Source organism: Bradyrhizobium sp. CCBAU 11357 (assembly GCF_028128865.1).
GTDB lineage: Bacteria > Pseudomonadota > Alphaproteobacteria > Rhizobiales > Xanthobacteraceae > Bradyrhizobium.
This window is the reverse complement of the sequence record NZ_LBJW01000109.1, coordinates 98,933-121,638: the sequence shown is the minus strand read 5'-3', so window position 1 is coordinate 121,638 and position 22,706 is coordinate 98,933. Positions and strand designations below refer to the sequence as shown.

Genomic DNA, 22,706 nt, shown 5'->3' with positions numbered 1-22,706 from the left:
TTGCCGCCCTGTGCCCGAAACACGGGCTTCGCCAACTCCTTTAAGCTTAAAAGAAAGACTAGGATAGCCGGCGTCCCGGTGGCAGACTGGCGTCCGGTTCGTTGGACGAGTCCTCGGGAGCAACGATGCGCGATTGGGATGACGCTTACGCCAATTCGGCCCATATCCCGGGCTCGGACAAGATGCCGGTGCTGTGGGCGGAGCAGGCGGCGGCCTACCGCGCCGGGCTGAAGGAATTTCGTCCCGACATCGCCTACGGCGCCGGCGAGCGCCAAAAGCTCGACCTGATCCTGCCTGACGGCGATAGCAAGGGTCTCGTCGTCTTCGTTCATGGCGGCTACTGGATGCGCTTCGACAAGTCGGCCTGGACCGACCTCGCCGAAGGTGCGCGGCATCATGGCTGGACGGTGGCGCTGCCGAGCTACACGCTGGCGCCGGCTGCACGCATCTCCGATATCACCGCGGAAATCACCGCCGCGATCGCCAAAGCCGCATCGCTGGTCTCAGGGCCGATCCGGCTCGCCGGCCATTCCGCCGGCGGCCATCTCGTCACGCGCATGCTGTGCGACGACAGCCGGCTCGAGTCTGCTGTCTTCAACCGCATCGCCGGCACGCTCTCGATCAGCGGCCTGCATGATCTGCGTCCGCTGCTCAAGACGAAGATGAACGACACGCTGCGCATGACCATGGAGGAGGCGAGCCTCGAAAGCGCGGCGCTGCATCTGCCGCGGGGGCATTCGCCCGTAACGGCCTGGGTCGGCGGCAGCGAGCGGCCCGAATTCATCCGCCAGTCCGATCTGATGGCCAATATCTGGACCGGCTTCGACGTGCCGACGCACCTCGTCATCGATCCCGGTCTCAACCATTTTACCGTGATTGACGGGCTGAAGGACCCGTCCTCGCCGATCACTGCCCGCCTGATCGGCCTCGACTGAGCAAAGCCGGGAAGATCGATCGAAAGGACCCGCCATGACGTCCCGCGATTACGATCCTGCAAGCGAAGGAGCCGAGACCGATTTCGCCCGGCGCATGTCCTATGGCGACTACCTTGCGCTGGATGCGATTCTTGGCGCGCAGCACCCGCTGTCGGAGGCGCATGACGAGATGCTGTTCATCATCCAGCATCAGACCACGGAGCTGTGGATGCGGCTCGCCATCCACGAGCTCAGCGCTGCGCGCCGTGCGATCGCCAAAGACGAGGTTGCTCCCGCGATGAAGATGCTGGCACGGATGTCGCGCATCTTCGAGCAGCTCAACAACGCCTGGGACGTACTCCGGACCATGACGCCCAGCGAGTATACCCGCTTCCGCTCGCAGCTCGGTCAATCCTCGGGGTTCCAGTCACGCCAGTACCGGCTGATCGAATTCCTGCTCGGCAACCGCAACCACGCCATGCTGAAGCAGCACTCGCACGATGCCGAGACGGTCAAGCTGCTCGAAGCCGAGCTCGCGACGCCAAGCCTCTATGACGAGGTGCTGCGGCTCGCCGACCGCAACGGGCTCAAGATGCCTGCGGCGGTGCTGGCGCGCGATGTTCGCGAGACACACAGCTTCAACGAAGGCGTGCTGCAGGCCTGGCGTATCGTCTACGAGGCGCCGGAGACGCACTGGATGCTCTACGAGCTGGCCGAGAAGCTGGTCGATTTCGAGGACTATTTCCGGCGCTGGCGCTTCAACCACGTCACCACAGTCGAGCGCGTCATCGGCTTCAAGCGTGGTACCGGCGGCACTGGCGGCGTCAGTTATCTGAAGCGCATGCTCGAGGTCGAGCTGTTTCCCGAGCTCTGGCGCGTGCGTACGATTCTGTAGGGATGTCCATGACCAGGCTTCGCGTCTACGACGACACCAAAGCGTTGTTCCATTTGCCTGACGGCCTGATTTATCTCGACGGCAATTCGCTCGGTGCGCTGCCGCTGGGCGTTGCCGAGCGAGTCAACCGCGTGATCACCGAGGAGTGGGGCAACGAGCTGATCCGCGCCTGGAACACCGCAGGCTGGTATGTCCAGCCGCGCCATCTCGGCAATCGCATCGCGCGGTTGATCGGTGCGGAGGCCGGCTCGGTGATGGTCGGAGACACGCTGTCCCTGAAGGTCTATCAGGCACTCGCCGCCGCGCTCGACATGACCCCGTCCCGCAAGATCGTCCTGTCGGACACCGGCAACTTCCCGACCGACCTCTACATGGCAGAGGGCCTGATCGCGACGCTTGGGCGCGGCCATCAATTGCGTCTGGTGGCACCTGAGGAGATCGAGGGCGTGTTGTCCGAGGAGATCGCCGTTCTGTACATCACCGAGGTCGACTACCGCACCGGCCGTCGCCACGACATGGCAAAGCTCACCGCGAGAGCGCATGCGCTCGGCATCGTCACCGTCTGGGATCTCGCCCATTCCGCCGGCGCGCTGCCGGTCGATCTCGGCGGGAGCGGCGCCGATTTCGCCGCGGGGTGTACCTACAAATATCTCAACGCGGGCCCTGGCGCGCCGGCCTTCCTCTATGTCGCGCCGCGTCATGCCGACAGCGCTCGCGCCGCTCTGTCGGGGTGGATGGGCCACGCAAAACCGTTTGCGTTCGAGCTTGCCTATGCGGCCGCGGGCGGCGTCGAACGCATGCGCGTCGGCACGCCGCCGGTGCTGGCCATGGCGGCGCTGGAGGCCTCGCTCGACATTTGGGACAAAGTCGATATCGCGGAGGTTCGCGCGCGTTCGCTGGTGCTGGGTGATCTTCTGATCAGTGAAGTCGAGCGCCGTTGTCCGCAGCTCAAGCTGGTGACCCCGCGCGACCATGAGCGCCGCGGCTCGCAAGTCTCGTTCGCCTTCGACGGCGGCTACGCCGCGATGCAGGCCCTGATCGCCCGTGGCGTCATCGGCGATTTCCGCGCGCCTGATATCATGCGGTTCGGCCTGACGCCGCTCTATGTCGGAGAGAATGAGATCATCCGGGCGGCGGAGATCATCGAAGAGGTGATTTCAGGGGAGGTGTGGCGACGGCCGGAGTACCAGGTCGTGAACGCGGTGACGTGAGGCGGTCTCGTGCCAGGCTCTGCGCAGCAACGCTTCGCGCTGCAGCGCGTCCGGGACACGAGAGTATGGCATTGCGTGAGGACGTGAGCACCGCCATTACCTCGGACGTCATTGCTTCGCCGCGCGGGGCAATTCACGCTGAGACAACAACCAATTGGGAGCAGTTCCGATGACGCCGCTCGAGAAACTTAAAGCGATGAAGATGCCGTTCGCCGAGCTCAAGGGCGTCGAGTTTGTCGAGGCGGAGAAGGACCGCGTGGTGGCGCGGATGGCCGTTCGGGCCAATCTCTGCACGCTGCACCACACCATCCACGGCGGGGCCGTGATGGCGCTGGCCGATTCCGTCGGCGCGGCGGCGACCGTGATCAATCTGCCCGAGGACGCCAAGGGAACGACCACGCTGGAGAGCAAGACCAATTTCATCGGCGGGGCGAAGGAGGGGGCCACAATCATCGCTACCGCCACCCCGGTGCACCGGGGCCGGCGGACCCAGGTCTGGACCACCCGGCTGGAAACCGAGGACGGCAAGCTGGTTGCGGTGGTGACCCAGACGCAGCTGGTACTGTGACTACAGCTTTTTGATTGTATTAGCGAATTAGTCGCGGCCGGTGCCCGAATCTTGGGCAGGTTCCCGTCTTGAAAATCATGGTGCGATGCACAATATTGGGGGCCTAGGGATTCGAACGCCTCCTCGAGGGACACCAAGAGGAGTTTCTGACGTGGTACTTGAAGACACCGTCCGTACCGTTCCCGGCTATGTACGGACCTTGATCCAGCAGGAAGAATTGCCGCTCCTGCGCGATCACCTGCTGAGGCTCGATGCCGCCAGCCGGCACGACCGTTTCAACGGCTTTCTCGACGACAGCTTCATCGAGCGCTACGCCGCCCGCTGCGCCGAGGACGGCACCGTGATCGTTGCCTATATGGTCGACGGCATGGTGCGCGGTGCGGCCGAGCTGCATCCGCCGGAGGACGATTCCTTGCCGGAGGTCGCTTTCAGCGTGGAAGCCTCCGCACGCCGCCAGGGCGTCGGCACGGTGCTGTTCCGTCGCCTGATCGCGGAGGCGCGCTGGAAGGGCTACAAGCGGCTGCGCATCACGACGGGTGCCGAGAATCACCCGATGCGGGCGCTGGCCAGGAAGTTCGGGGCCCATCTGGCTTTCCGCCACGGCGAATCGACCGGCACGATCGACCTCGCCAAGACGCCCGAGGCCGAACTTGCCGACCTCGCGGCCTCGCCGTTCACGGCCGGACGTGCTCTTCTCAGCTTCAACAGCACGTGCTGGAAGCTGATCTCGAGCATGTACGGCAATCGGGCTGCATAGCCCGGAAATTGCGCACGGGAATCACAAAGCGGACCGGCCAGGCCGGTCCGCTTTCGTGTTCCATGCGATGAGATGAAATGGATGCTCAGCTGCGTGTGGCGGCGCCGAAGCGGCGGACAACGCGGCGTTCGACCACCACGGAGCGCTGCGCGCCCTGTTCGCCGGCGATCACGCGCGTCGCCGTGATGCGGCTGTTGGTGCGGCCCTGCTTCTTCACCTCGGCCTGGACGACGTCGAGCGGCATCCCCATCAAGGCGGCGGCGATCTCGGCCTGCTGTGCCTGGTCGTCGGTGATGCCGATAGCAGCGAAGATCGCCTCGTCCAGGGTCGGAGGATCGTGGCGGACGCGCCGCGTGCCATATTTGGTATTCCAGTCTGCGCTCATAACGGCCTCATCTTGATGCCGGGATACCTAGTGCCGCCAATGTTGCATTGCAATATGAAATCGGTGTGGCATCTCAGCTATGCACCGGTCTGGTGTCACAGCGGTGACGCAGCACCTGCGCCGGCCTCCACCCGTTGCTGGGGCCAACGCTTCAGGGCGGCCTGTCCGGCTTCGGTGAGCCGGTAGATTCCGCGCTCAGCGCGTTCGAACCAGCCATACACATTGTTAAGCAAGATCTTGCCGGCATCGGGGCAGCGTTCGCGCAGCGCCCGCACCTGTTTCGGCCCCTCGGCAAGCGCCGCCGCGCAGGCCAGCGCCTGCTGGCGATAGGCCGTCATGATCGGTGCGCGGGTGCTGCCGCCAAGCGCGGGATCGCCCTGGCGGCGCTGATGCTCGGCAACCAGACGCGAGCGCACCTTCGGCTCGCGGCGCGGCGCCGCGGTCGGCGGCTTCACCAGCACTTCGACCTGGCCGCGATCGGTCACGCCAAGCATGCCGAAGCCGAGGCGGCGGCAGAGATTGCGATAGCGCGCATCGCTCTCGCGCCCCTTGCCGCGCGCGGACATCTTCGCTGCGATCCAGACCTCGTCGCCGGCCGGCGCGCGATCGACCGCCTGCAGGATCAGCTCGAGATTGAAGGCAAGCTTGAGCTCGCCGATCACCACGACGGGTGGATCGCCGGCGCTGAGGCCGACGAGATCGCAGCCGCCGATCTCGCCCTTGACCGTGAAGCCGAGCTCTTCGAGGAAGCGTTTGACGGGGAGGTAAAGCGCGGTTTCCAAGGGACGTCCGATCGGAGAATCAGTTGCAGACAGTCTAGAGCCTTCTCGGCCCCTATTGAATCGGAGCCGATGTCCCTAACGTTCGGATCGGAACGCGATTAGACCCGGCCGCCGACCGGGATCAGGGCCCCGGTGACGCCGCTGGCGGCATCGCTGGCGAGGAACAGGATCACTTCGGCGAGTTCCTGTGGCGTCACCCATTTGGAAAAGTCGGCTTTCGGCATGTCGGCGCGGTTGGCCGCGGTATCGATGATCGAGGGCAGCACGGCGTTGACGGTAACCTTGACCTTCCACTCGTTGGCGAGCGCCTCGGTCAGGCGATGCACGCCGGCTTTCGACGCGGCATAGGGGCCCATGCCGCTGCCGGCCTGCAGCGCGCCCATGGCGCCGATATTGACGATGCGGCCGGCCGGGGACTTGGCGAGGTGCGGCAGCGCCGCGCGCGAGGCGTTGAGCGCCGTCAGGACGTTCAGCGCGTGCATGCGCTGCCACGTCGCGATGTCGCCGTCGCCGACGGTCTCGAAGGCGAAGCCGCCGGCGATGTTGATCAGCGCGTCGAGTCGGCCGAAATGCTTTGCGGCCGCATCGACGGCATTCTTCGCTTGCGCCGCGTCGGACAGGTCGACGCCGCCCATCACGATGTGTTCGGGCGTCGCTGACAATTGCGAGGGCGCGTGATCGATGCCGGCGATCCGCGCGCCGCGCGACTGCGCGGTCTCGGCAACGACCTTGCCGAGTGCACCAAGCGCACCGGTCACGATGATCACTTTTCCCTGCACGGTCCTTCTCCGTCCGTCGAAACTGCGCCGACTATTGCGCGGTCCGAATTGGACTTGCAATGGCGGCGGCTTCAAGGCTGAATGATCGCTGCAACCTTGGATGGCGGGAGGGGATCGATATGTCCGAGAGTCTGCCGGCCGTGGACTTTCCCCAAGGCATCATCAAGCTCGAACATCCGCTGCGACATTTCTACGACGCGCTGCACGGACAAGGGCCAGTACGTGTCGTGGCGATGGGGTCGTCTTCGACGGCCGGGCGAGAGGACGTTGTGCCTTACCCTTATCGTCTCGAAATGTATCTGAGGCGGCATTACGCAGAACCGTTGCCGAACGTACGGATCGACGTGTTGAACCGCGGCAAGGGCGGGCAGGAGGCGCCGGAAGAGCTCGATCGCTTCAAGTCCGACATCTTTCGCGACGCCCCGTCGCTGGTGCTCTGGCAGGTCGGGACCAACGCTGTTTTTCACAAGGAGAAGTACAAGTACAAGGACAAGTTCAAGGATGTCGTGGACGCGATCACCGACGGGGTGCAGCAATTGCTTCAGTGGCGTGAGTCTGCGATCGATGTCGTGTTGATCGATCCGCAATACGTGACCGCCATGCTTCGGGACGACTGCGCCGAGCTCTCCGAAGAGATCGTGTTGGCGATCCGCGAGATCGCAAAAGCCGCGAAGGTAAACCTGTTCCAGCGTTGGGCCTTGATGCGGCATTGGCATGTGCAGAACGGCGTGTCATTCGAGCAGATGCTCGATCCGACCGATCGCCCCGACATGCTTCATCAGAGCGACTGGAGCACGCTCCAGGTTTCACAAGCGCTGTGCAAGGCGATCACCGATGCGACCAGCTCGGCGGGCTGTTTATCGGCCGGAGTGAAGCCCTGATCACGCTTGCAGATAACGCTCCTTCAGTGCGGTGCGCTCTGCCGTGCCGAGCTTGAGCCCGTCGCGCAAATAGGTTTCGAGATCGCCATATTCGCGGCCGACCGCTTCGAAAGCGGCCGCCAGGTAAGAGGCCTCGACGCTGCCGATCGCGTCGAGGACATCGGCGGGCAGATCGGAGGCGTTCGACGGGTCGCGCTTGTAGTGCCGGTTGGTCAAGAGGTAGTCCTCCGCAATGACATCGTCCGCCACGCCCAGCGCGTGCAGGATCAGCGCGCTGGCAAAACCGGTGCGGTCCTTGCCGGCGGTGCAGTGGATCACGAGCGGCGCGCGGTCTTCCAGCAGATGGCCGAACAGCGCGCGGAAGCTGTGCGTGTTGTGGCGGACATAGTTGCGATAGGATTCGCGCATGAGTTCGAGCGCCACAGCCGCGGTCAGCGTGCCCTTCGCGAGCTCGGCGCGCAGCCCGGCCACGACGGTCGGCTCGATCGGCAGCGAATGCACCGTGATCTCGTTCACGACGCAGATGCCGGCCGCGCGCTCCTCGACACCGCGGAAATCGAAGGCGCTGCGCACGCCGAGCGCGCGGACGATCTCGACGTCGGCCGCGGTGAGCTGGCCGAGATGGTTGGAGCGGAAAATGTGCCGCCAGCGCGTGGTGCGGCCATCGGCGGTCGGGTAGCCGCCGAGGTCGCGGAAATTGCTGGCACCCTGGAGGGCGAGATGACGGGCAGGGGAGTCCTTGAGGGAGGAGTCTTGCATGGGATCAGCTTGGGTTATGGTTCCACCGGATGCACGTTCGGCGTCCTTGCGGTCTATTACAGGGGGCGATCATGGGCCGGCACAAGGCCATTGTTTTGACGGTCAGCATGCTGGCGGGCGGAACGCTCGGTGGGCGGCAGGCCGATGCGCAGACCTTCCAAGCCTATCGCTGCGCCGATGGTACGCAGTTCATCGTCGGGTTTTATGACGGCGACAAGCGCGCCTTCCTCCAGATCGACGGCGAGCCTGTCGCGCTCGCCAAGCGGCTGGCGGTTTCGGGGGCGCGCTATTCGGGGGCAGGAGTCACGCTGAGGATTCCCAAGTCCGGCCCCGCTACGGTCAAGCATCTGAAACGGCCGGTTACCGCCTGCGCGGTGGTCGAAAAGTCCGGGATCTAGCCCGGGGGCGCCTGGAATCGAAAAGGGCCGAAACGCCGTTGTTTCGACCCTTGTTCAAACTGCCGCCGGCCGGTTGCGAGAGCCTGGCACTGTCGGACCAGCAGCTGGCATCAGCGTTCCCATTTGGGCTTGGCTTCGTCGACCGCGTCCTGGTGGTACCAGCTGTCGCTGCAGATCGAGACGTTCGCTGGCAGCGAAGCCTGATCGGCGGGAAAGCGGGTCTCGCCATAGCGGCGTCCGGCGAGGGCCGCACGGCCGCCGACGGGGAATTGATAGATCTTTGCAGATCCGTGACTCAGACCATTGTTCATCATTGCGATTCTCCTTGGTCGAAGCGCCTTGGCCTCCATGGTGCGCCCGACTCGTTCGATTGTGGTTACTGGAATCCCCATATCGGCCCCTCGTCCCGGATTGGAAAGTGCTGAAAAGGAAATCAGTTTCCGCCCAATTTGTAGGCAGGCAGCCTTCTGCATCCTCGAAGGCACGCTGCCGCTGACCAACGCGTGGGCCATTCCGAAGGTTGCTGGGGAGGGGTGGGGGAGTTTGCAAAAGTTACCGGACGTTGATGCGCGTTTCATCGGCAACGCGCGGGGCGGTGTCAGCTGCTTCTGAATCGGGCGTTTTCTGCGGGATTTTTGCAGTGCAGCTTCAGGTCAAGGTGCGCGCCTATGACGCACGGTGCCGTGGAGGCCTCGCCCGCGGCGAGGAGGAGCCGGAAGCAGTTGAAAACCGCCCGTTCTGCGGCCTTTTGGCACGCTAAATGCTTGGGAAGGGCCGGCCGATGATGGCCGGGTACAAAACGTGCGGGGGCCTCCAGGCCCCCAACCTTTCGCATCATCTACAGAGAGGCTCAATGACCAAGTACAAGCTCGAGTACATCTGGCTCGACGGATATACGCCGACTCCGAATTTGCGCGGCAAAACTCAGATCAAGGAATTCGCGTCGTTCCCGACGCTCGAGCAGCTTCCGCTCTGGGGCTTCGACGGCTCCTCGACCCAGCAGGCCGAAGGCCACAGCTCCGATTGCGTGCTGAAGCCGGTCGCCGTGTTCCCGGACGGTGCGCGCACCAACGGCGTGCTGGTGATGTGCGAAGTCATGATGCCCGATGGCAAGACCCCGCACGCCTCCAACAAGCGCGCCACCATCCTCGACGACGCCGGCGCCTGGTTCGGCTTCGAGCAGGAGTACTTCTTCTACAAGAACGGCCGTCCGCTCGGCTTCCCCGAGTCGGGCTATCCGGCTCCGCAGGGCCCGTACTACACCGGCGTCGGCTACTCGAACGTCGGCGACGTCGCCCGCAAGATCGTCGAAGAGCATCTCGACCTCTGCTTGGCCGCCGGCATCAACCATGAGGGCATCAACGCCGAAGTCGCCAAGGGCCAGTGGGAATTCCAGATTTTCGGCAAGGGCTCCAAGAAGGCCGCTGACGAAATGTGGATGGCCCGCTACCTGATGCTGCGCCTTACCGAGAAGTATGGCATCGACATCGAATTCCACTGCAAGCCGCTCGGCGATACCGACTGGAATGGCTCGGGCATGCACGCCAACTTCTCCACCGAGTACATGCGTACGGTCGGCGGCAAGGAGTACTTCGAGGCGCTGATGGCCGAGTTCGACAAGAACCTGATGGACCACATCGCCGTCTACGGCCCGGACAACGACAAGCGTCTGACCGGCAAGCACGAGACCGCGCCGTGGAACAAGTTCAGCTACGGCGTTGCCGATCGTGGCGCTTCGATCCGCGTTCCGCACTCCTTCGTCAACAACGGCTACAAGGGCTATCTGGAAGACCGCCGTCCGAACTCGCAAGGCGACCCCTACCAGATCGCTTCGCAGATCCTGAAGACGATCTCGTCCGTGCCGACCGACAAGAAGGCCGCGGCCTAAGATCCTCCCGGCCCGGGCTGGGGGGCTGGCCCGGGTTGGCATTCAATCCGCCGGAGCGACAAGCTCCGGCGGATTTTTGCATTGTGATGACAGCTGTTCCTCTGCCTGTCGGCCCCGGCGCCGCGAAACTTGTCCATCGCCGCCGAAAGCGGGATAGAGTGCATCCGGATGCGCGCAGAGCCGGGGACACGGCTGGTGTTTGAAGGCTTCTACAAGGTGAGATTTCAGCTCGGCGATTCCGTCGGCCGCAGCGTGATGCATGCCGGCAACGGCAAGATGCTCGGCGGCAATTCGGCTTTCGCCCATATCGGCAGCTACGAGAAGACCGACAGCGGCGTCGACGTCGTCATCAAGACCGTCCGCCACAATCCCGATCCGAGCTACCGCGCCATGGCCGGCACCGACGATGCGACCCTGATCGCGAAGGGCTGGGCCGACGGCGATCTCTATCGCTTCAAGGGCGAGCTCAAGGAGCTGCCGGGCGTGCCGTTCCAGTCGCTGATGACGCCGATCACCGAGGAGGAGGTGCCGATCGCGGGCGGCGTCGGCGAAGCCGGCATCAGCGACGGTCTCTACTCCATCCACCTGCGCATGCTGGACGGCCTCGACGGCGGGCTCACCGGGGTGATGCTGCTCAACCAGGGCCACATCCTCGGCGGCGATGCGGCCTTCTACTATCTCGGCAGCTACACCGCCGCGAAGGGCCGCTGGAAGGGCCAGATCCTCAACCAGGAGCACACGCCGGCCAAGGACGATCCGATCTTCGGCGGCCACGAGGTCGGCATCGGCTTCTCCGGCAGCTATGACGCGGAGCAGGCGGTGCTGGAGGCGACGGCGCTGGCCGGCAAGCGATCCTTGCGCCTGACCGCAGCGCTCAAGCTGATGCATCGCGCCTGATCGCGCCTGGAGCTATCAATGGAAAATGTGCGCATGCTGTCGACGCTCGGCCTGATGGGCGCGATGCGGAGCCTGTCCACCGCCTTCGAGGCCATCAGCGGCATCCATGTCGATGCCGATTTCGCGCCGACGCTGGCGCTGCTCAAGCGGTTGCGCGCGGGCGAGGCCGCCGACCTCGTCATCCTCACCCGCGACGGCCTCGACGAGATGATCGGCGAAGGCCAAGTGGTGGCCGCGAGCGCAGCGGATCTGGCGCGCTCCTTCGTCGGCATCGCCGTGCGGGCAGGGCAAGCGCATCCCGACGTCGCCAACGAAGCCGCGCTGCGCCGGGCGTTGCTCGCTGCGCGGTCCGTCGCCTATTCGCGGCTCGGCGCAAGCGGCGTGTACTTCGCCCAGCTGATCGAGGGGATGGGCATCGCGGCAGAGATCAACGCCAAGGCCAGCATCGTCGAGCAGGGCTTTACCGCCGAGCGGCTCGTGACCGGTGAGGCTGACCTCGCCGTGCAGCAGATCAGCGAGCTGAAGCAGGTCGGCGGCATCGAGGTGGTCGGCCCGATCCCGCGCGAGCTGCAGACGCCGGCCGTGTTCTCCGCCGGCCGCATGGCGAATGCGAAACATGCCGGCGCCGCGGACCGCTTGCTGCGCTATCTGGCATCGCCCGAGGTCGCCCCCGTCCTGCGCCAATCGGGACTCGAGCCTTGAATTTGCCGAGCCACAGACGCAACGTGACGATCATGCGGACTTACCTCCTTGCCATGCTGCTGGCCTTCGCCGCGCCCCTGACGGCGCAGGCGCAATCGGCCGATCTCGTGTTGTGCGACCGTCTCGCCGCCGATCCCAGCGATCCCGACAAGCCGGCCGACGTGAAGGGCGTCGCGGAGATCGCGTCCGCCGACATCGCAACCGCGGTCAAGTTCTGCAAGCAAGCGGCCAACGCCTCTCGCCGCGCGATGTTCGAGCTCGGGCGCGCTTACGCGGCCAACCGGCAGACCGCAGAGGCGATCGCGGCCTGGCGCAAGGCGGCCGACAAGGGATCCAGTGCGGCCATGGTCGAGCTCGGCGTGCTCTACGGCACCGGCGCCGGTGTCGCCAAGGACGAGGCGCAGGCGCGAAAGCTGTTCGAGAAGGCGGCGCAGGCCGGCAACCCGCGCGGCGTCAGCAACCTTGCCGCGCTCGGCAGTGCAGGCGGCGCGGCGCCGGCCGACCCCGCCCAGGCCCGCGCGCTGCTCGGCAAGGCCGCCGAGACCAATGCGGAGGCGCAGTACCAGCTCGGCCTGATGCTGTCTGAAGGCGATGGCGGCGCAAAGGACGACGTCGCGGCGCGCGCGCTGTTCGAGAAGGCGGCGTCGCAAAACCATCCCGGCGCGCTGGAGCGGATGGGGGCCTTCGCGCAGGAAGGCCGCGGCGGTCCGAAGGACAAGGACGCCGCCAAGGCCTATTACGAGCGCGCCGCAGCGCTCGGCGACGAGGACGCCAAGAAGGCGCTGGAGCGCATTCGCTGTCCCTATGCGATCAAGGACAAGCAGGGCAAGCTCGTCACCACGCTGTGCTTCTGATTGAGCGCGCTCCCTTCAAGAGCGGTCAGCCGCAATGGGCGCGCATCAGGCCGGTGGACATCGGCGCTCATCCGGGCCGCTAAAAACAAAACTCCGAAAACAACCCCATGCACAGTAGGAGCCCCGCTGAAATCACAGCGAAATTCGCGCTTGCGGATTTTACGAAGTTCGTTTGACCCGTCGGGCAAAACAGGGGTATAGTGGTATCATGGCCAGCGACGTTTTCGAGCAGGGCCCCTGCGCGGAAAGGCCGGATGGAATCGGTGCGGCAGCGGTGCTAGGTAGCCCTCGATTCCATTTTGATTTTGCGGGCGAATTGCATTGCTGGACGGGCTCTACAAGGTTGAATACGGCGTCAACGATGCGTTCGGCTGCAGCATCATGTGCCTGCATGACGGCAAGATGCTGGGCGGCAATTCGGGCTTTGCGCATCTCGGCACCTATATCGAGCGCGACGGCGAGATCATCGCCCAGGTCATCACCGAGCGGCACAACCTGGACCCCAGCTACAAGCCGCTGATGGGTGCCGACGTCGCCTCGATCCGGGCGCGCGGCCGGCTCTACGGCAACCAGATCCGTCTCGAGGGCGGCGCGGACACCATGCCTGGTGCCAGGTTCTGGGCCAATCTCACGCGCCTCGACGACGAGGGCTTGCCGCCGAGCGGTACGGTCGGACCGGGCGGCATCGCCAACGGGCTCTATGGCATGAAGCTGAGCGCGCTCGACGGCGTCGATGCCGGACTGTCGGGCGTGATGCTGCTGATCGACGGGCGTATCCTTGGGGGCGATGCGTTCTTCTACTATCTCGGCTCCTATTCCTCGGCGGACGGCCGCTGGAAGGGCGAGATGCTGAACCAGGAGCACACGCCGGCGAAAGGCGAGAACCCCGTGTTCGGCGGCCTCGAGGTCGGCATCGGCTTCTCCGGGACCTGCACGGAAGACAGCGGCGAGCTCGAAGGCATCGCGCTTGCGGGGAAGCGAAGCTTGCGACTTGCGGCGTCGCTCAAGCTGATGCGAAGGGCGTAGGGCGCACACTCATTGGCGTCGGATGCCCGCTTCGTGAGCTGCAAGCCTCGGGTTGGCTAGGTGCGGGTAGACCCATTCCTTCCGCCCGTATCGCAGCAAGCTGTCGGTATGCTCTTGCCTGGCGTTCTAGATCAGCTGCTCGACTAACCCGGCCAGCACTGCTGACCGGGTTTTTCCTGCATGGAGAGACCACCGACCCCTGCGGTTCTGCTGTCGCGCGGACCCTTGGTTTAATTCTCGCCCCAAAGCACTTCACGGGAAGAATTAATGATCCTGTATTTAATACACGTTAATTATTGTAAATATTAAATACGGTAAATCACGAGGATACCCGAGGAACTTTTGGCCAGGGCGTTGCGCACGCACGTGCCCTAGGGCTCAAACTCGTTCTATCCGTACGGAGCTGGCTGGCATGGATCGAGAATACCTAGACGCGTTGTCCATGGACGAATTGTGGGCGCTGCACACGCAGGTCGATCAGATCCTCGCGGCGAGACTCGTTGCAGAAAAGCGCGAGCTCGAACGGCGGCTCGATCAGCTCGGCCAAGGAGCAAACTCGAACGAACCGGCGAAGAACTCCCCGGCGAAGCACTAGGTCGCGAAAGCCGGTTTTTAGCGGGACTCGGGGGTTTGTTATATTTAGTGATTGAACTAGATTAACTTGATTTAATTTATTCAGATTGGCGGACGTGTTTAATTGCAAGAGTCATGAGGAGGCGCGATGTCCTCATACGAACACGACGACCGGCGCGAGTTTTTGAAGACCTGCGGAAAACTCGCCGCCGTAACTCCTCCTGCCGTGACCATGCTGATGTCGACATCAACTCGGTCGCGGCGTCTGGCGGGGAGGGCGCGGGGTCCCACGAACACCATCATCACAAACACGGTGAGATCAGCTGAGGGTCGCTCCGGGGCGCGGCTTGCCGCTCCATCTCTTCTCGCGACGAAATCAGTGGGGAACGTGCTCAGGGTCGAACCCTAGGCACGTCGCCACGCGGAGGACCCGGCCATGGGTGGACTCCACCATATCCAGACTTCCTCGTCGGCCCCGCGGGCCGATCTCTTCAAATCGGCCAAGGTGCCCCCGGGCGATCCCTGGGCGGATGCTGCTGCCGCTGCTGCTCTTCTTCGTCACCGTTTCGAAGCGCTCGCTTCTCAGCTCGCCGAACTGGAAGCGCTTCGCGTACGAGTGCTTGAGGCTGAGCAGAAGCTCGACCCGAATTTCATTGAAAGGCTGGGCCGGGCATCAGTAAGCGCCGTTTAGCGCTTAGTGAACTCGGCCACTTTCAGCTTCTGGTGACCTATTGGCCTCTGAAGAGTGTTGCCGCGCCAAAGAGTAGGGCGCATTGGAGGCAGCTATGCTCAGGTCGGTGATCAAGTCTACGGTCATAGCAACGTTGTTGATCACCCTGATTGGCCCGCCGGTCATCACCCAGGCCTTTGGCCACGGGAGCGGTGGTGGTGGTGGCGGTGGCGGCGGTGGTGCCGGCGGCGCTGGTGGTGCTGGAGCTGGCGGCGGTGGTGCCGGCGGCGCTGGTGGTGCTGGAGCTGGGGGCGGTGGTGCCGGCGGCGCTGGTGGTGCTGGAGCTGGGGGCAGTGGTGCCGGCGGCGCTGGTGGTGCTGGAGCTGGGGGCAGTGGTGCCGGCGGCGCTGGTGGTGCTGGAGCTGGGGGCAGTGGTGCCGGCGGCGCTGGTGGTGCTGGAGCTGGCGGCGGTGGTGCCGGTGGCGCTGGTGGTGCCGGTGCCAGCAGCGGTGGTGCGGGTGCCGCCGGTGGTGCCGGTGGCAGTTATGGCGGGGGCCATTATGATGCTGGTGCATCCAGCTTGCCCTATTCCAGCCGGCAGGGCACGAACATGCAGCTGATCCAAAGGAGCAAGGCCTGGTCTGGTGGTGGCTGGATTCGTGAGGATACTTTTTATCCGTTCCGCGGACGCGCGCCCCAGCTGCGGTGGGATATGTGGAGGCACGCAGCGCCCGTGCCTGACCTCCACAGGCTTCGCAAGGCGCAGCGAACAAGGCTCGAGCCGCACGAAACGCGGAAGATGCTGTCGGGCCAGAAATCTGTGCAATCGTTCGGGACGCGAACCTCATTGGAGGCGCGTCGCGGGGAGGGCGGTGATGCGACGGCTGCCCGCCGACCGGTAAATCGTTCACGGGTCGAAGTACAGGTAGCGCCGCCATCCCTGATCGAGCGTAAGGAAGAGCAAACGACTGGCGCGCCGCCGGTAGATGCGTCGGCGGATGTGGTCAAGATCACCCCGCCAGCCGCGATCGAGCGCGAAAGCGAGCAAACGATCGGCGCGGCCTTCGTAGATGCCTCGGCGGATGTCGCTCAAGTCAGCCCGCCCTCCGTTATTGAACAGTACGACGCGTCGACAACGCTGTCACTCGACGGGCTGGTAGCGATGATGATGGCACTCGTCGCACTTGGTATCCCATTGCTCTTTCACCATAAGGATGCCCGACGCGTGTTGGCCTATGCTGCGACGCGTCGCTCCGAAGCACGCCTCGACGATGCTCGCCCCGTCTACTTACTGTGTCCACCGCGGATCGAAGCCGATCCCGATCTTGAATCCAATTGGGAAGCGTCCGTGAGAAACGTTCTCAGCACAATAAAAGAGGCTGAGGCCGAGATGGCTTCCTCACGACAGCTCCGAAAACCCGCGTGAAGCCCTCCCTGAGTTTGTTGACGCTGATCGTGCCTTTGAGGTTTTGGGAGACCTACCCGTCGCCTAAACAGGTGCGTCGATGCCGGATTGTCCGGCGTGATGCTGCTGATCGACGGACGCATCCTCGGGGGCGATGCGTTCTTCTACTATCTCGGCTCCTATTCCTCGGCGGACGGCCGCTGGAAGGGCGAGATGCTGAACCAGGAGCACACGCCGGCGAAAGGCGAGAACGCCGTGTTTGGCGGCCTCGAGGCCGGCATCGGATTCTCCGGGAGCTGCACGGAAGACAGCGGCGAGCTCGAAATCATCGCGCTTGCGGGGAAGCGAAGCTTGCGGCTGGCAGCCTCGCTCAGGCTGATGCGACGGGCTTAGGGCAAGTGCTCACGATCGTCGGATGCCGGCGTCGTGAGGTGAAGCAGGCCTGATGGGTCGCCCTCGCCAATGTCAGCAAGTGGCCCGATGCCAACTTCGGCCCTAATTGAGAGATCGACCGAGCTTAGGAGAGAAGGATGCTGTTGAAAGCGAAAGTGGCCGCCCGCCTTCCAGCCAAGGATCTGGATCGGGCTCGGGCGTTCTATTCCGAAAAACTCGGCCTTGAGCCGATCGAACAGCGCGAAGGCGGATTGCGCTATGTCTGCGCAAATGGCGAGTTTGCGATATTCGTCTCAGCTGGCACGCAATCCGGCACGCATACGCAAATGGGCTGGGAAGTCGAGGATATCGAAGCAACAGTGCGCGAGCTTCGCGCGCGGGGAGTCAAATTCGAGGAATATGATCTGCCTGGTCTGAAGACGGTCGAGGGGATTGCCCAAATAACCGGGAACTACCCCAGCAAGGGCACCGGTGAGCGAGGTGCGTGGTTCCGCGACAGCGAAGGCAATCTTCTTGGGATCGGTCAGCCAATACGTTCCTGACGGGCGGCTGGGGCGTCCTTGGCGCTCGGCAGCGCGAGCGCTGCCTTCAACGAAGGCGCGATGACCGATCCAACAAGCCTCGCCAATCTCGCGATGGGTATTGATCCGAGCGTTCGCAGAACGCGTCGTTGGTGGCTGCGGCGGGCCCGAGATTGACGGGAGCGCAAGGACTTCGTGGTGAGCTCTTAGCCAGTGTTTCTGACCGCCTCAGCCAGGACGGCGTAAAGCTGCTGCCTGCTGAATTCCTTTGGCTGCTTCCTCTCTGCTGTATTCGATGACACCTTCTGCGCGATTGGACGGGCGCAGGCTGCCGACGACGGCCTCAGCTTCGGGGCCGGCCTTATCTGGGGCCGTGCTGTGGGCGGCTTGTGACCGCGCTTCAGGCCCAGACGATTCAGCATACCGCAAACCGCGTTACGGCTGCAGCCGAGATGGCGCGCAATTTGCGCCGCGCTCTGTCCTGCGGACCAGAGCCTTTTCAGAAGCGCTATGTCTTTCGCATCCCATCCCATGAAACATATTATAACACCGACTGCCGGACCCGGGCCAGTCTAGTCTTCTTCCGGCTCGCGCACGACCGCCGGTTCATCATCATCGTCTTCCTCATCGTCTTCCTCATCGTCGTCCTCGTCTTCATCGGGATCCCGGGGCGGCATCACGATCTGCATCAGCGTGAATAGTGTCCAGCCGATCGCTGTGGTGGAAACTGCTTCGGAGGTGTGTTGCTTCATGCCTTTATGCTCCTCGACAAATACGTGCGCTCGCAAATTCTTGGCCGGCTCATGCAGGTGGCAGGGCTCGATCGCCGCAAGCGCGATGCAGATCAGGTTGATTGCACCATCAGCGGGCGTCAGGCTAACCGGCAGCGTTTTCGGCTACTTGATGCCCGAGGACCCATTGGGCTCTATGTTCACCAAAACCTCGCCGGCAGCGATTTCGGGAACTCCAAGATCGAGGTCAGGTAGACTGGCTTGAACAAATGCCAGTATCTTGGCGTTCGCTGCGTTGGCGGTTTCGCGGTCGTCAAATATCATCACGGCGATACCGACACCGTCGCCCGCATCCAGCACATGGTAAGATCTGAATCCCGGCGATTGCCTTAGGATCTCACCAACGCCGCTCTTTGCGCGACGAGCGGCGTCCGCTACCGAACGAACCTTGCTGTACTTGCGAATGACCATGTACATGGGGCACCACGTGCCATACGCCCAATCGCATCAAAGCATTTCGGTCGCCCTCGGACTAGTGCCAACTTCCGCGATGGACCTCAGCGGCCGGCCGGGCGGACCGCGCAACGCGCCTTTCCAATGAGCCATCCTCGGTGCTGAGGCTCAGGAGCCCTCGAACTTGAACGATACATTGAGCTTGGCGCGGTAGGCCTCGACCTTTCCCTTGTCATCCAGTTGCATATCGAGCTTGACGACCTCTGCAACGCGAAGATCCCGGAGAGATTTAGCAGCTTGCTCGACCGCATTGGCGGCCGCCTTCTCCCATGAGTCGGTGCTGGTACCGATCAGTTCAATGACCTTGTAGATGCTATCGGGCATGTTCGTCCTCCTAGTCGGCAGGAGCAGGAAGTGTAGCATCAGGAAATCGACGCTGATACGCCCAAGGGATGCCGCGGAAAAGGTCCGACTGTCTGTCACTTTCCTGTTCGACCCAAAGAAGAACTCGGGTTGTCCTGTCGGGGATTGCGTTCGCATTTCAGCTCGTAGGATGGGGTGAGCCCTGCGAAACCCATCATGCTTCGTCGCATATGGTGGGAGCGATGGGTTTCGCCGGCGCTCCACCATCCTACGCGCCGGCCAGACCGGCAGTCAGCGGAGACCGCCGTTCATCCGCAGGGATCGCACGAAATCGATCACTGCCAGCGCCATGACGCTGACAACAATGATGATGAGCGGGATGGCCTTGATCCAGGCCACCAGGATTCCAAGAAACGCCAGGACAAGCGCAAGGCCGATGATCCCGGTGATCACATTGGTCATCGCATCTTCCTTTTCGCCGCACCGGGAGCCGATTTCGCCCCGGCGCTCGGGACTTTGCACCGAGTGCCACTAGCCCTGACAAGCCAGTGCGCCGTGCGCAGGAGGCGGGCATCGTTTCCGCGGCGGCCGACAAGCTGAACGCCCAGCGGAAGGCCGGTTTCGGAGCTCATCAATGGCAGGCTGATGGCGGGCACGCCGAGATAGGTCCAGAGCGTGCAGAAAATCGGGTTGCCGGTCGTCTCAATTCCGGGCGCCGCGCCGGGGGCTGCGGGCGTCAGGATGGCGTCGTATTCGTCAAAGATATGGTCCAGCGCCTGATTGAGCGGCGCAATCCCGGACAGTGCGTTGCAATAATCCATCGCGAGATGCGTGCGGCCGCGCTCGATCGCCTGGCGCAGCCGTGTGCTCAATCTGTCGCCGCCTCGTTCGTAGTCGCGCCGCAGATTGTGCGCCATGTCGACTTCCATGATGATGCCATGCATATCGACGGCCTTGGCGAAGCGAGGGCCAAGCTCGACTTCGCTCGACGCGTCACCCAGGACCTCGACGAGCTCGGCAAAGGCATCCCGCGTCACCGGCTCGGCCTGATCCCAGACCGGAGAGTGCACGAAGGCAAATCGCGGCGGTAACGGCGGCTCGCTCGCCGCTACGGCGGTGAATGGCGGACACGCAACGGGCCGGGTGTCCGGATCCTCCTGGTCGAAGCCGACCAGGACCTCGGCGAGCAGGGCCACGTCCTCGACGCTGCGCCCAAACACGCCGACATGATCGAGCGTGCGCGACAATTCGAGCGCGCCGCTGCGCGGAATCAGGCCATGCGTGGGCTTGAAGCCGACGACGCCACAGAAGGCGGCAGGACGGATCACGGAGCCGTTGGTCTGCGAGCCGATGGCACCCGGCACCATCAGCGCCGCGACGGCCGCGGCGGAGCCCGAGGACGATCCGCCGGGGGTGTGATTTCGGTCGCGCGGATTTCGGGTTTTGCTCGGATTGTAATACGCGTACTCCGTGGTCACCGTCTTGCCGAGGATCACCGCGCCTGCCGCCCGCAGCCGCGCCACGGCCGCCGCATCGCGCCGCGGCGTGCGTCCGGCCCATAGCTCCGATCCGAATTCCGTCGGCATGTCGCCGGTGTCGAAGATATCCTTGATGCCCACGGGCACGCCATGCAGCGGGCCTGTGGCCTTGCCCTGCTTGCGATGACCGTCGGCCGCCTCGGCCTGCCGCATCGCGTGGTCGCGATCGAGGAACGCCCACGCTCGGATATCGCCATCGACCTCATCGATGCGCTCGAGGCAGTCGGCGACGAGCTCCACCGAGCTGAGCCGGCCGTCGCGGATGCCGGCCGCAGCGTCCGCCAGGCCGAGCGCGTTGAGACTCATGCGCAGCCTTTCGTCGGTTTGCCGGGTCCGCTCATCGCGATCCATAGAGATAGCTCGGCAGCCACAATGCGATTCCCGGGAAGATGTAGACCAGTGCCATGGTGAGGAAGACCAGGCCGACGAACGGAAGCGCGCCGGAGAAGATGTCGGTCAGCTTCACCTGCGGCGGCGCCACGCCCTTCAGATAGAAGGCGGCCATCGCGACCGGCGGTGTATTGAACGCCGTCTGCGTGTTCAGTGCCACCAGGATGCCGAAGAAGATCGGATCGATGCCGTACTGCGGAAGCAGCGGCAGGAAGATCGGCACGAAGATGATGATGATCTCGGTCCATTCCAGCGGCCAGCCGAGCAGAAAGATGATCAGCTGGGTCAGCAGCAGGAACTGGACCGGCGAAAGATTCATCGAGCCGAAGAACTGCTCGACCACCGTCTGTCCGCCGAGGACGGCAAACACCGCCGAAAACGTCCAGGATCCGATGAAGAGGTAGCAGACCATCGCTGTGGCGCGCACGGTCAGATACACGGATTCGCGGATCATCTCGTAGTTGAGCGAACGATAGGCAGCCGCCAGCACGATGCTCATGAGGGCTCCCACCGCGGCCGCTTCCGAAGGCGTCGCCAGTCCAAACAGGATCGCACCGAGCACCGAAACGATCAGCAGCGCGAGCGGCAGGAACGACGTGGCGAGCGCCCAGATGACCTTTGAGGTCGGCACGTCGGTCTGCTCGCGCGGCAGCTTCGGCGCGAGCGCGGGATTGATGATCGCGCGTGTCATCGCGTAGAGGACGTAGAGGCCGGCCAGCAAGAACCCCGGAAAGAACGCCGCCGCGTAAAGCTTGACCGCCGAGACGCCGGCGGTGGCTGCATAGACGATCAGGAGAATGCTCGGCGGAATCAGGATGCCGAGACAGCCACCGGCGCAGACGACGCCCGCCGACAGCTTGGTGTCATAGCCGGCTCGCAGCATCGCCGGCAGTGCCAGCAGCCCCATCAGCGTGACGACGGCGCCCACGATTCCGGTGGCGGTTGCGAACATGGCGCAGGTGATCAGCGTGGCCACCGCAAGCGCGCCCGGAACGTTCTTCATCGACAGCTGCAGCGAGTAGAACAGGCGGTCGAGGATGTTTGCGCGCTCGATCAAATAGCCCATGAACAGGAATAGCGGAACCGCCACCAGCACGTCGCTGGACGTGACCTCGAACGTCTTCTGCACCAGAAGCGTGAAGATACGGTTCTGGAAGAAGTCCTGACCGGGGGTGTAGTAGGCGTAGTAGCCGAACGAGACGCCCATCGCCATCAGCGTGAAGGCGATCGGGAAGCCCAGCATGATGATGAAGATGAAGAGGCCCAGCATCAGCATGCCGAGTTGAGGATCGGTCATGCGCCTGGTCCCTTCTCGCTCTGCGGCTCAGCCGCGTGCTGCTGATGTTCGCGGATGACGAGGCTCTCGGTCTCCTCCACGTCGTGCAGGCGTTGCGGCCATCGGCCGGTGCGGATGCACAGCACGCAGCGGATGATTTCGGCGAACCCTTGCAGGAACAGAAGGAAACCGGTGAGCGGGATCAGCGCCTTCAGCGGAAACACGGGAACGCCGGCCGGACTGAAGATGCTGACCTCGCGGAAGCGCACCGACATCTGGGCGTAGTTCCAGCCCGAATACATCAGCGCCGCGATCGCCGGCAGGAAGAACAGGATGTACAGGACGAGGTCCATCGTCGCCTGGGTGCGCGGCGACCAGAGGCGGTAGACCACGTCGGCGCGGACATGGCCGTTCCGCGAGAGCGTGTAGGCGCCGGCCATCAGGAACATCGCGCCATAGGTGATGTAGCTGATGTCGAAAGCCCAGGTGGTCGGCGCACGCAGCACGTAGCGCACGAACACCTCGTAGCTGACACCCAGGGTGAGGACGAGGATCAGCCAGGCGAACGCCTTGCCCACCCACGTGCTGAGCTCATCGATGAAGAACAGGAATTTCGTCATGCGAGCCGAGCTCGCTGCGAGCAGTGCATCCGGATGTCCCCCTCCCAATTCGTGGGCGGCGCTTCAATTGCGCCGCC

The 22,706-nt window shown here is 63.8% G+C and carries 31 protein-coding genes and 1 pseudogene; 19 read left to right on the top strand and 13 right to left on the bottom strand.

What is annotated here, in order from left to right:
* The first annotated feature begins 125 nt into the window (after nt 1-125).
* The 5 genes from XI05_RS29010 (at nt 126) to XI05_RS28990 (ending at nt 4,345) form a co-directional block, all read left to right on the top strand.
* Nucleotides 126-935, top strand: a complete 810-nt coding sequence (locus tag XI05_RS29010) for an alpha/beta hydrolase (protein ID WP_271508226.1) — start codon at nt 126-128, stop codon at nt 933-935.
* A gap of 34 nt (nt 936-969) precedes the next feature.
* Entirely contained in the window at nt 970-1,809 is an 840-nt protein-coding gene (kynA, locus tag XI05_RS29005) for a tryptophan 2,3-dioxygenase (RefSeq protein ID WP_271508224.1), read from the top strand.
* Nucleotides 1,810-1,817: 8 nt separating this feature from the next.
* Nucleotides 1,818-3,020, top strand: a complete 1,203-nt coding sequence (gene kynU, locus XI05_RS29000; RefSeq protein WP_271508222.1) for a kynureninase — start codon at nt 1,818-1,820, stop codon at nt 3,018-3,020.
* 169 nt (nt 3,021-3,189) lie between these two features.
* Complete coding sequence (locus XI05_RS28995; RefSeq protein ID WP_271508221.1) at nt 3,190-3,588, top strand: PaaI family thioesterase; 399 nt, start codon at nt 3,190-3,192, stop codon at nt 3,586-3,588.
* Nucleotides 3,589-3,739: 151 nt separating this feature from the next.
* Entirely contained in the window at nt 3,740-4,345 is a 606-nt protein-coding gene (locus XI05_RS28990) for a GNAT family N-acetyltransferase (protein WP_271508220.1), read from the top strand.
* A gap of 85 nt (nt 4,346-4,430) precedes the next feature.
* On the opposite strand, the gene XI05_RS28985 is transcribed toward XI05_RS28990, so the two are convergent.
* The 3 genes from XI05_RS28985 to XI05_RS28975 form a co-directional block, all read right to left on the bottom strand.
* Nucleotides 4,431-4,730, bottom strand: a complete 300-nt coding sequence (locus tag XI05_RS28985; RefSeq protein WP_271508217.1) for a hypothetical protein — start codon at nt 4,728-4,730, stop codon at nt 4,431-4,433.
* Between the two features lie 95 nt (nt 4,731-4,825).
* The gene (locus XI05_RS28980; protein ID WP_271508216.1) at nt 4,826-5,512 is read right to left on the bottom strand and encodes a DUF2161 domain-containing phosphodiesterase; all 687 of its coding nucleotides are present in this window, start codon (nt 5,510-5,512) and stop codon (nt 4,826-4,828) included.
* 98 nt (nt 5,513-5,610) lie between these two features.
* On the bottom strand, nt 5,611-6,291 hold the full coding sequence (locus XI05_RS28975; RefSeq protein ID WP_271508215.1) for an SDR family oxidoreductase: 681 nt from the start codon (nt 6,289-6,291) through the stop codon (nt 5,611-5,613).
* 119 nt (nt 6,292-6,410) lie between these two features.
* On the opposite strand from XI05_RS28975, the gene XI05_RS28970 reads away from it, so the two are divergent.
* Nucleotides 6,411-7,172: an SGNH/GDSL hydrolase family protein gene (locus XI05_RS28970; RefSeq protein WP_271508214.1), complete on the top strand. Its 762-nt coding sequence runs from the start codon at nt 6,411-6,413 to the stop codon at nt 7,170-7,172.
* Here the strand turns inward: XI05_RS28970 and XI05_RS28965 are convergent, their stop codons facing one another.
* Nucleotides 7,173-7,931: a tyrosine-protein phosphatase gene (locus XI05_RS28965; RefSeq protein WP_271508213.1), complete on the bottom strand. Its 759-nt coding sequence runs from the start codon at nt 7,929-7,931 to the stop codon at nt 7,173-7,175.
* A 71-nt stretch (nt 7,932-8,002) separates the two neighbouring features.
* On the opposite strand from XI05_RS28965, the gene XI05_RS28960 reads away from it, so the two are divergent.
* A complete protein-coding gene (locus tag XI05_RS28960; RefSeq protein ID WP_271508211.1) occupies nt 8,003-8,329 on the top strand; it encodes an MliC family protein in 327 nt (108 codons plus the stop codon).
* A 110-nt stretch (nt 8,330-8,439) separates the two neighbouring features.
* Here XI05_RS28960 and XI05_RS28955 read toward each other — a convergent pair whose 3' ends face one another.
* A complete protein-coding gene (locus XI05_RS28955) occupies nt 8,440-8,643 on the bottom strand; it encodes a DUF2735 domain-containing protein (RefSeq protein WP_172788500.1) in 204 nt (67 codons plus the stop codon).
* On the opposite strand from XI05_RS28955, the gene XI05_RS28950 reads away from it, so the two are divergent.
* From XI05_RS28950 to XI05_RS28895, 12 genes and pseudogenes are all read left to right on the top strand, one after another.
* Entirely contained in the window at nt 8,633-8,941 is a 309-nt protein-coding gene (locus XI05_RS28950; protein ID WP_271508209.1) for a hypothetical protein, read from the top strand. The genes XI05_RS28955 and XI05_RS28950 overlap by 11 nt on opposite strands.
* A gap of 241 nt (nt 8,942-9,182) precedes the next feature.
* The gene (locus XI05_RS28945; RefSeq protein ID WP_271508207.1) at nt 9,183-10,217 is read left to right on the top strand and encodes a glutamine synthetase beta-grasp domain-containing protein; all 1,035 of its coding nucleotides are present in this window, start codon (nt 9,183-9,185) and stop codon (nt 10,215-10,217) included.
* 195 nt (nt 10,218-10,412) lie between these two features.
* The gene (locus tag XI05_RS28940; protein ID WP_271508537.1) at nt 10,413-11,114 is read left to right on the top strand and encodes a GrlR family regulatory protein; all 702 of its coding nucleotides are present in this window, start codon (nt 10,413-10,415) and stop codon (nt 11,112-11,114) included.
* An 18-nt stretch (nt 11,115-11,132) separates the two neighbouring features.
* Nucleotides 11,133-11,816 carry a substrate-binding domain-containing protein gene (locus XI05_RS28935; protein ID WP_271508205.1) on the top strand — a complete coding sequence of 228 codons (684 nt, stop codon included), beginning with the start codon at nt 11,133-11,135 and terminating at the stop codon, nt 11,814-11,816.
* A gap of 32 nt (nt 11,817-11,848) precedes the next feature.
* Nucleotides 11,849-12,670 (top strand): tetratricopeptide repeat protein, encoded by an 822-nt coding sequence (locus XI05_RS28930; RefSeq protein ID WP_271508204.1) that lies wholly within the window; start codon nt 11,849-11,851, stop codon nt 12,668-12,670.
* A gap of 321 nt (nt 12,671-12,991) precedes the next feature.
* Nucleotides 12,992-13,696 carry a GrlR family regulatory protein gene (locus tag XI05_RS28925; RefSeq protein WP_271508202.1) on the top strand — a complete coding sequence of 235 codons (705 nt, stop codon included), beginning with the start codon at nt 12,992-12,994 and terminating at the stop codon, nt 13,694-13,696.
* A 412-nt stretch (nt 13,697-14,108) separates the two neighbouring features.
* On the top strand, nt 14,109-14,291 hold the full coding sequence (locus XI05_RS28920) for a hypothetical protein (protein WP_172788470.1): 183 nt from the start codon (nt 14,109-14,111) through the stop codon (nt 14,289-14,291).
* Between the two features lie 414 nt (nt 14,292-14,705).
* The gene (locus XI05_RS28915) at nt 14,706-14,960 is read left to right on the top strand and encodes a hypothetical protein (RefSeq protein WP_271508200.1); all 255 of its coding nucleotides are present in this window, start codon (nt 14,706-14,708) and stop codon (nt 14,958-14,960) included.
* 194 nt (nt 14,961-15,154) lie between these two features.
* Nucleotides 15,155-15,559: a hypothetical protein gene (locus XI05_RS28910; protein ID WP_271508198.1), complete on the top strand. Its 405-nt coding sequence runs from the start codon at nt 15,155-15,157 to the stop codon at nt 15,557-15,559.
* On the top strand, nt 15,550-16,365 hold the full coding sequence (locus XI05_RS28905) for a hypothetical protein (RefSeq protein ID WP_271508196.1): 816 nt from the start codon (nt 15,550-15,552) through the stop codon (nt 16,363-16,365). Before XI05_RS28910 ends, XI05_RS28905 begins: the two co-directional genes overlap by 10 nt.
* Nucleotides 16,366-16,428: 63 nt before the next feature.
* A pseudogene (locus tag XI05_RS28900) lies at nt 16,429-16,737 on the top strand (GrlR family regulatory protein); the annotation flags it as partial.
* Between the two features lie 137 nt (nt 16,738-16,874).
* Nucleotides 16,875-17,279: a VOC family protein gene (locus XI05_RS28895; RefSeq protein ID WP_212257597.1), complete on the top strand. Its 405-nt coding sequence runs from the start codon at nt 16,875-16,877 to the stop codon at nt 17,277-17,279.
* Between the two features lie 185 nt (nt 17,280-17,464).
* Here XI05_RS28895 and XI05_RS28890 read toward each other — a convergent pair whose 3' ends face one another.
* The 8 genes from XI05_RS28890 to XI05_RS28855 all read right to left on the bottom strand — a co-directional run bounded on the left by XI05_RS28890 (nt 17,465) and on the right by XI05_RS28855 (nt 22,629).
* Nucleotides 17,465-17,791, bottom strand: coding sequence for a GcrA family cell cycle regulator (locus XI05_RS28890; protein ID WP_271508194.1), 327 nt, complete (start codon nt 17,789-17,791; stop codon nt 17,465-17,467).
* A 39-nt stretch (nt 17,792-17,830) separates the two neighbouring features.
* Nucleotides 17,831-18,010 carry a hypothetical protein gene (locus tag XI05_RS28885; protein ID WP_271508193.1) on the bottom strand — a complete coding sequence of 60 codons (180 nt, stop codon included), beginning with the start codon at nt 18,008-18,010 and terminating at the stop codon, nt 17,831-17,833.
* A gap of 144 nt (nt 18,011-18,154) precedes the next feature.
* Nucleotides 18,155-18,466 (bottom strand): hypothetical protein, encoded by a 312-nt coding sequence (locus XI05_RS28880; protein ID WP_271508192.1) that lies wholly within the window; start codon nt 18,464-18,466, stop codon nt 18,155-18,157.
* A 144-nt stretch (nt 18,467-18,610) separates the two neighbouring features.
* Entirely contained in the window at nt 18,611-18,826 is a 216-nt protein-coding gene (locus XI05_RS28875) for a dodecin family protein (RefSeq protein ID WP_212257599.1), read from the bottom strand.
* Nucleotides 18,827-19,096: 270 nt separating this feature from the next.
* On the bottom strand, nt 19,097-19,267 hold the full coding sequence (locus tag XI05_RS28870; protein ID WP_172788512.1) for a hypothetical protein: 171 nt from the start codon (nt 19,265-19,267) through the stop codon (nt 19,097-19,099).
* Entirely contained in the window at nt 19,264-20,694 is a 1,431-nt protein-coding gene (locus tag XI05_RS28865; protein ID WP_271508190.1) for an amidase, read from the bottom strand. Before XI05_RS28865 ends, XI05_RS28870 begins: the two co-directional genes overlap by 4 nt.
* The gene (locus tag XI05_RS28860; RefSeq protein ID WP_271508187.1) at nt 20,681-22,030 is read right to left on the bottom strand and encodes a TRAP transporter large permease; all 1,350 of its coding nucleotides are present in this window, start codon (nt 22,028-22,030) and stop codon (nt 20,681-20,683) included. The genes XI05_RS28865 and XI05_RS28860 overlap by 14 nt, the downstream gene beginning before the upstream one ends.
* On the bottom strand, nt 22,027-22,629 hold the full coding sequence (locus XI05_RS28855; RefSeq protein ID WP_194391297.1) for a TRAP transporter small permease subunit: 603 nt from the start codon (nt 22,627-22,629) through the stop codon (nt 22,027-22,029). Before XI05_RS28855 ends, XI05_RS28860 begins: the two co-directional genes overlap by 4 nt.
* Nucleotides 22,630-22,706 lie beyond the last annotated feature (77 nt).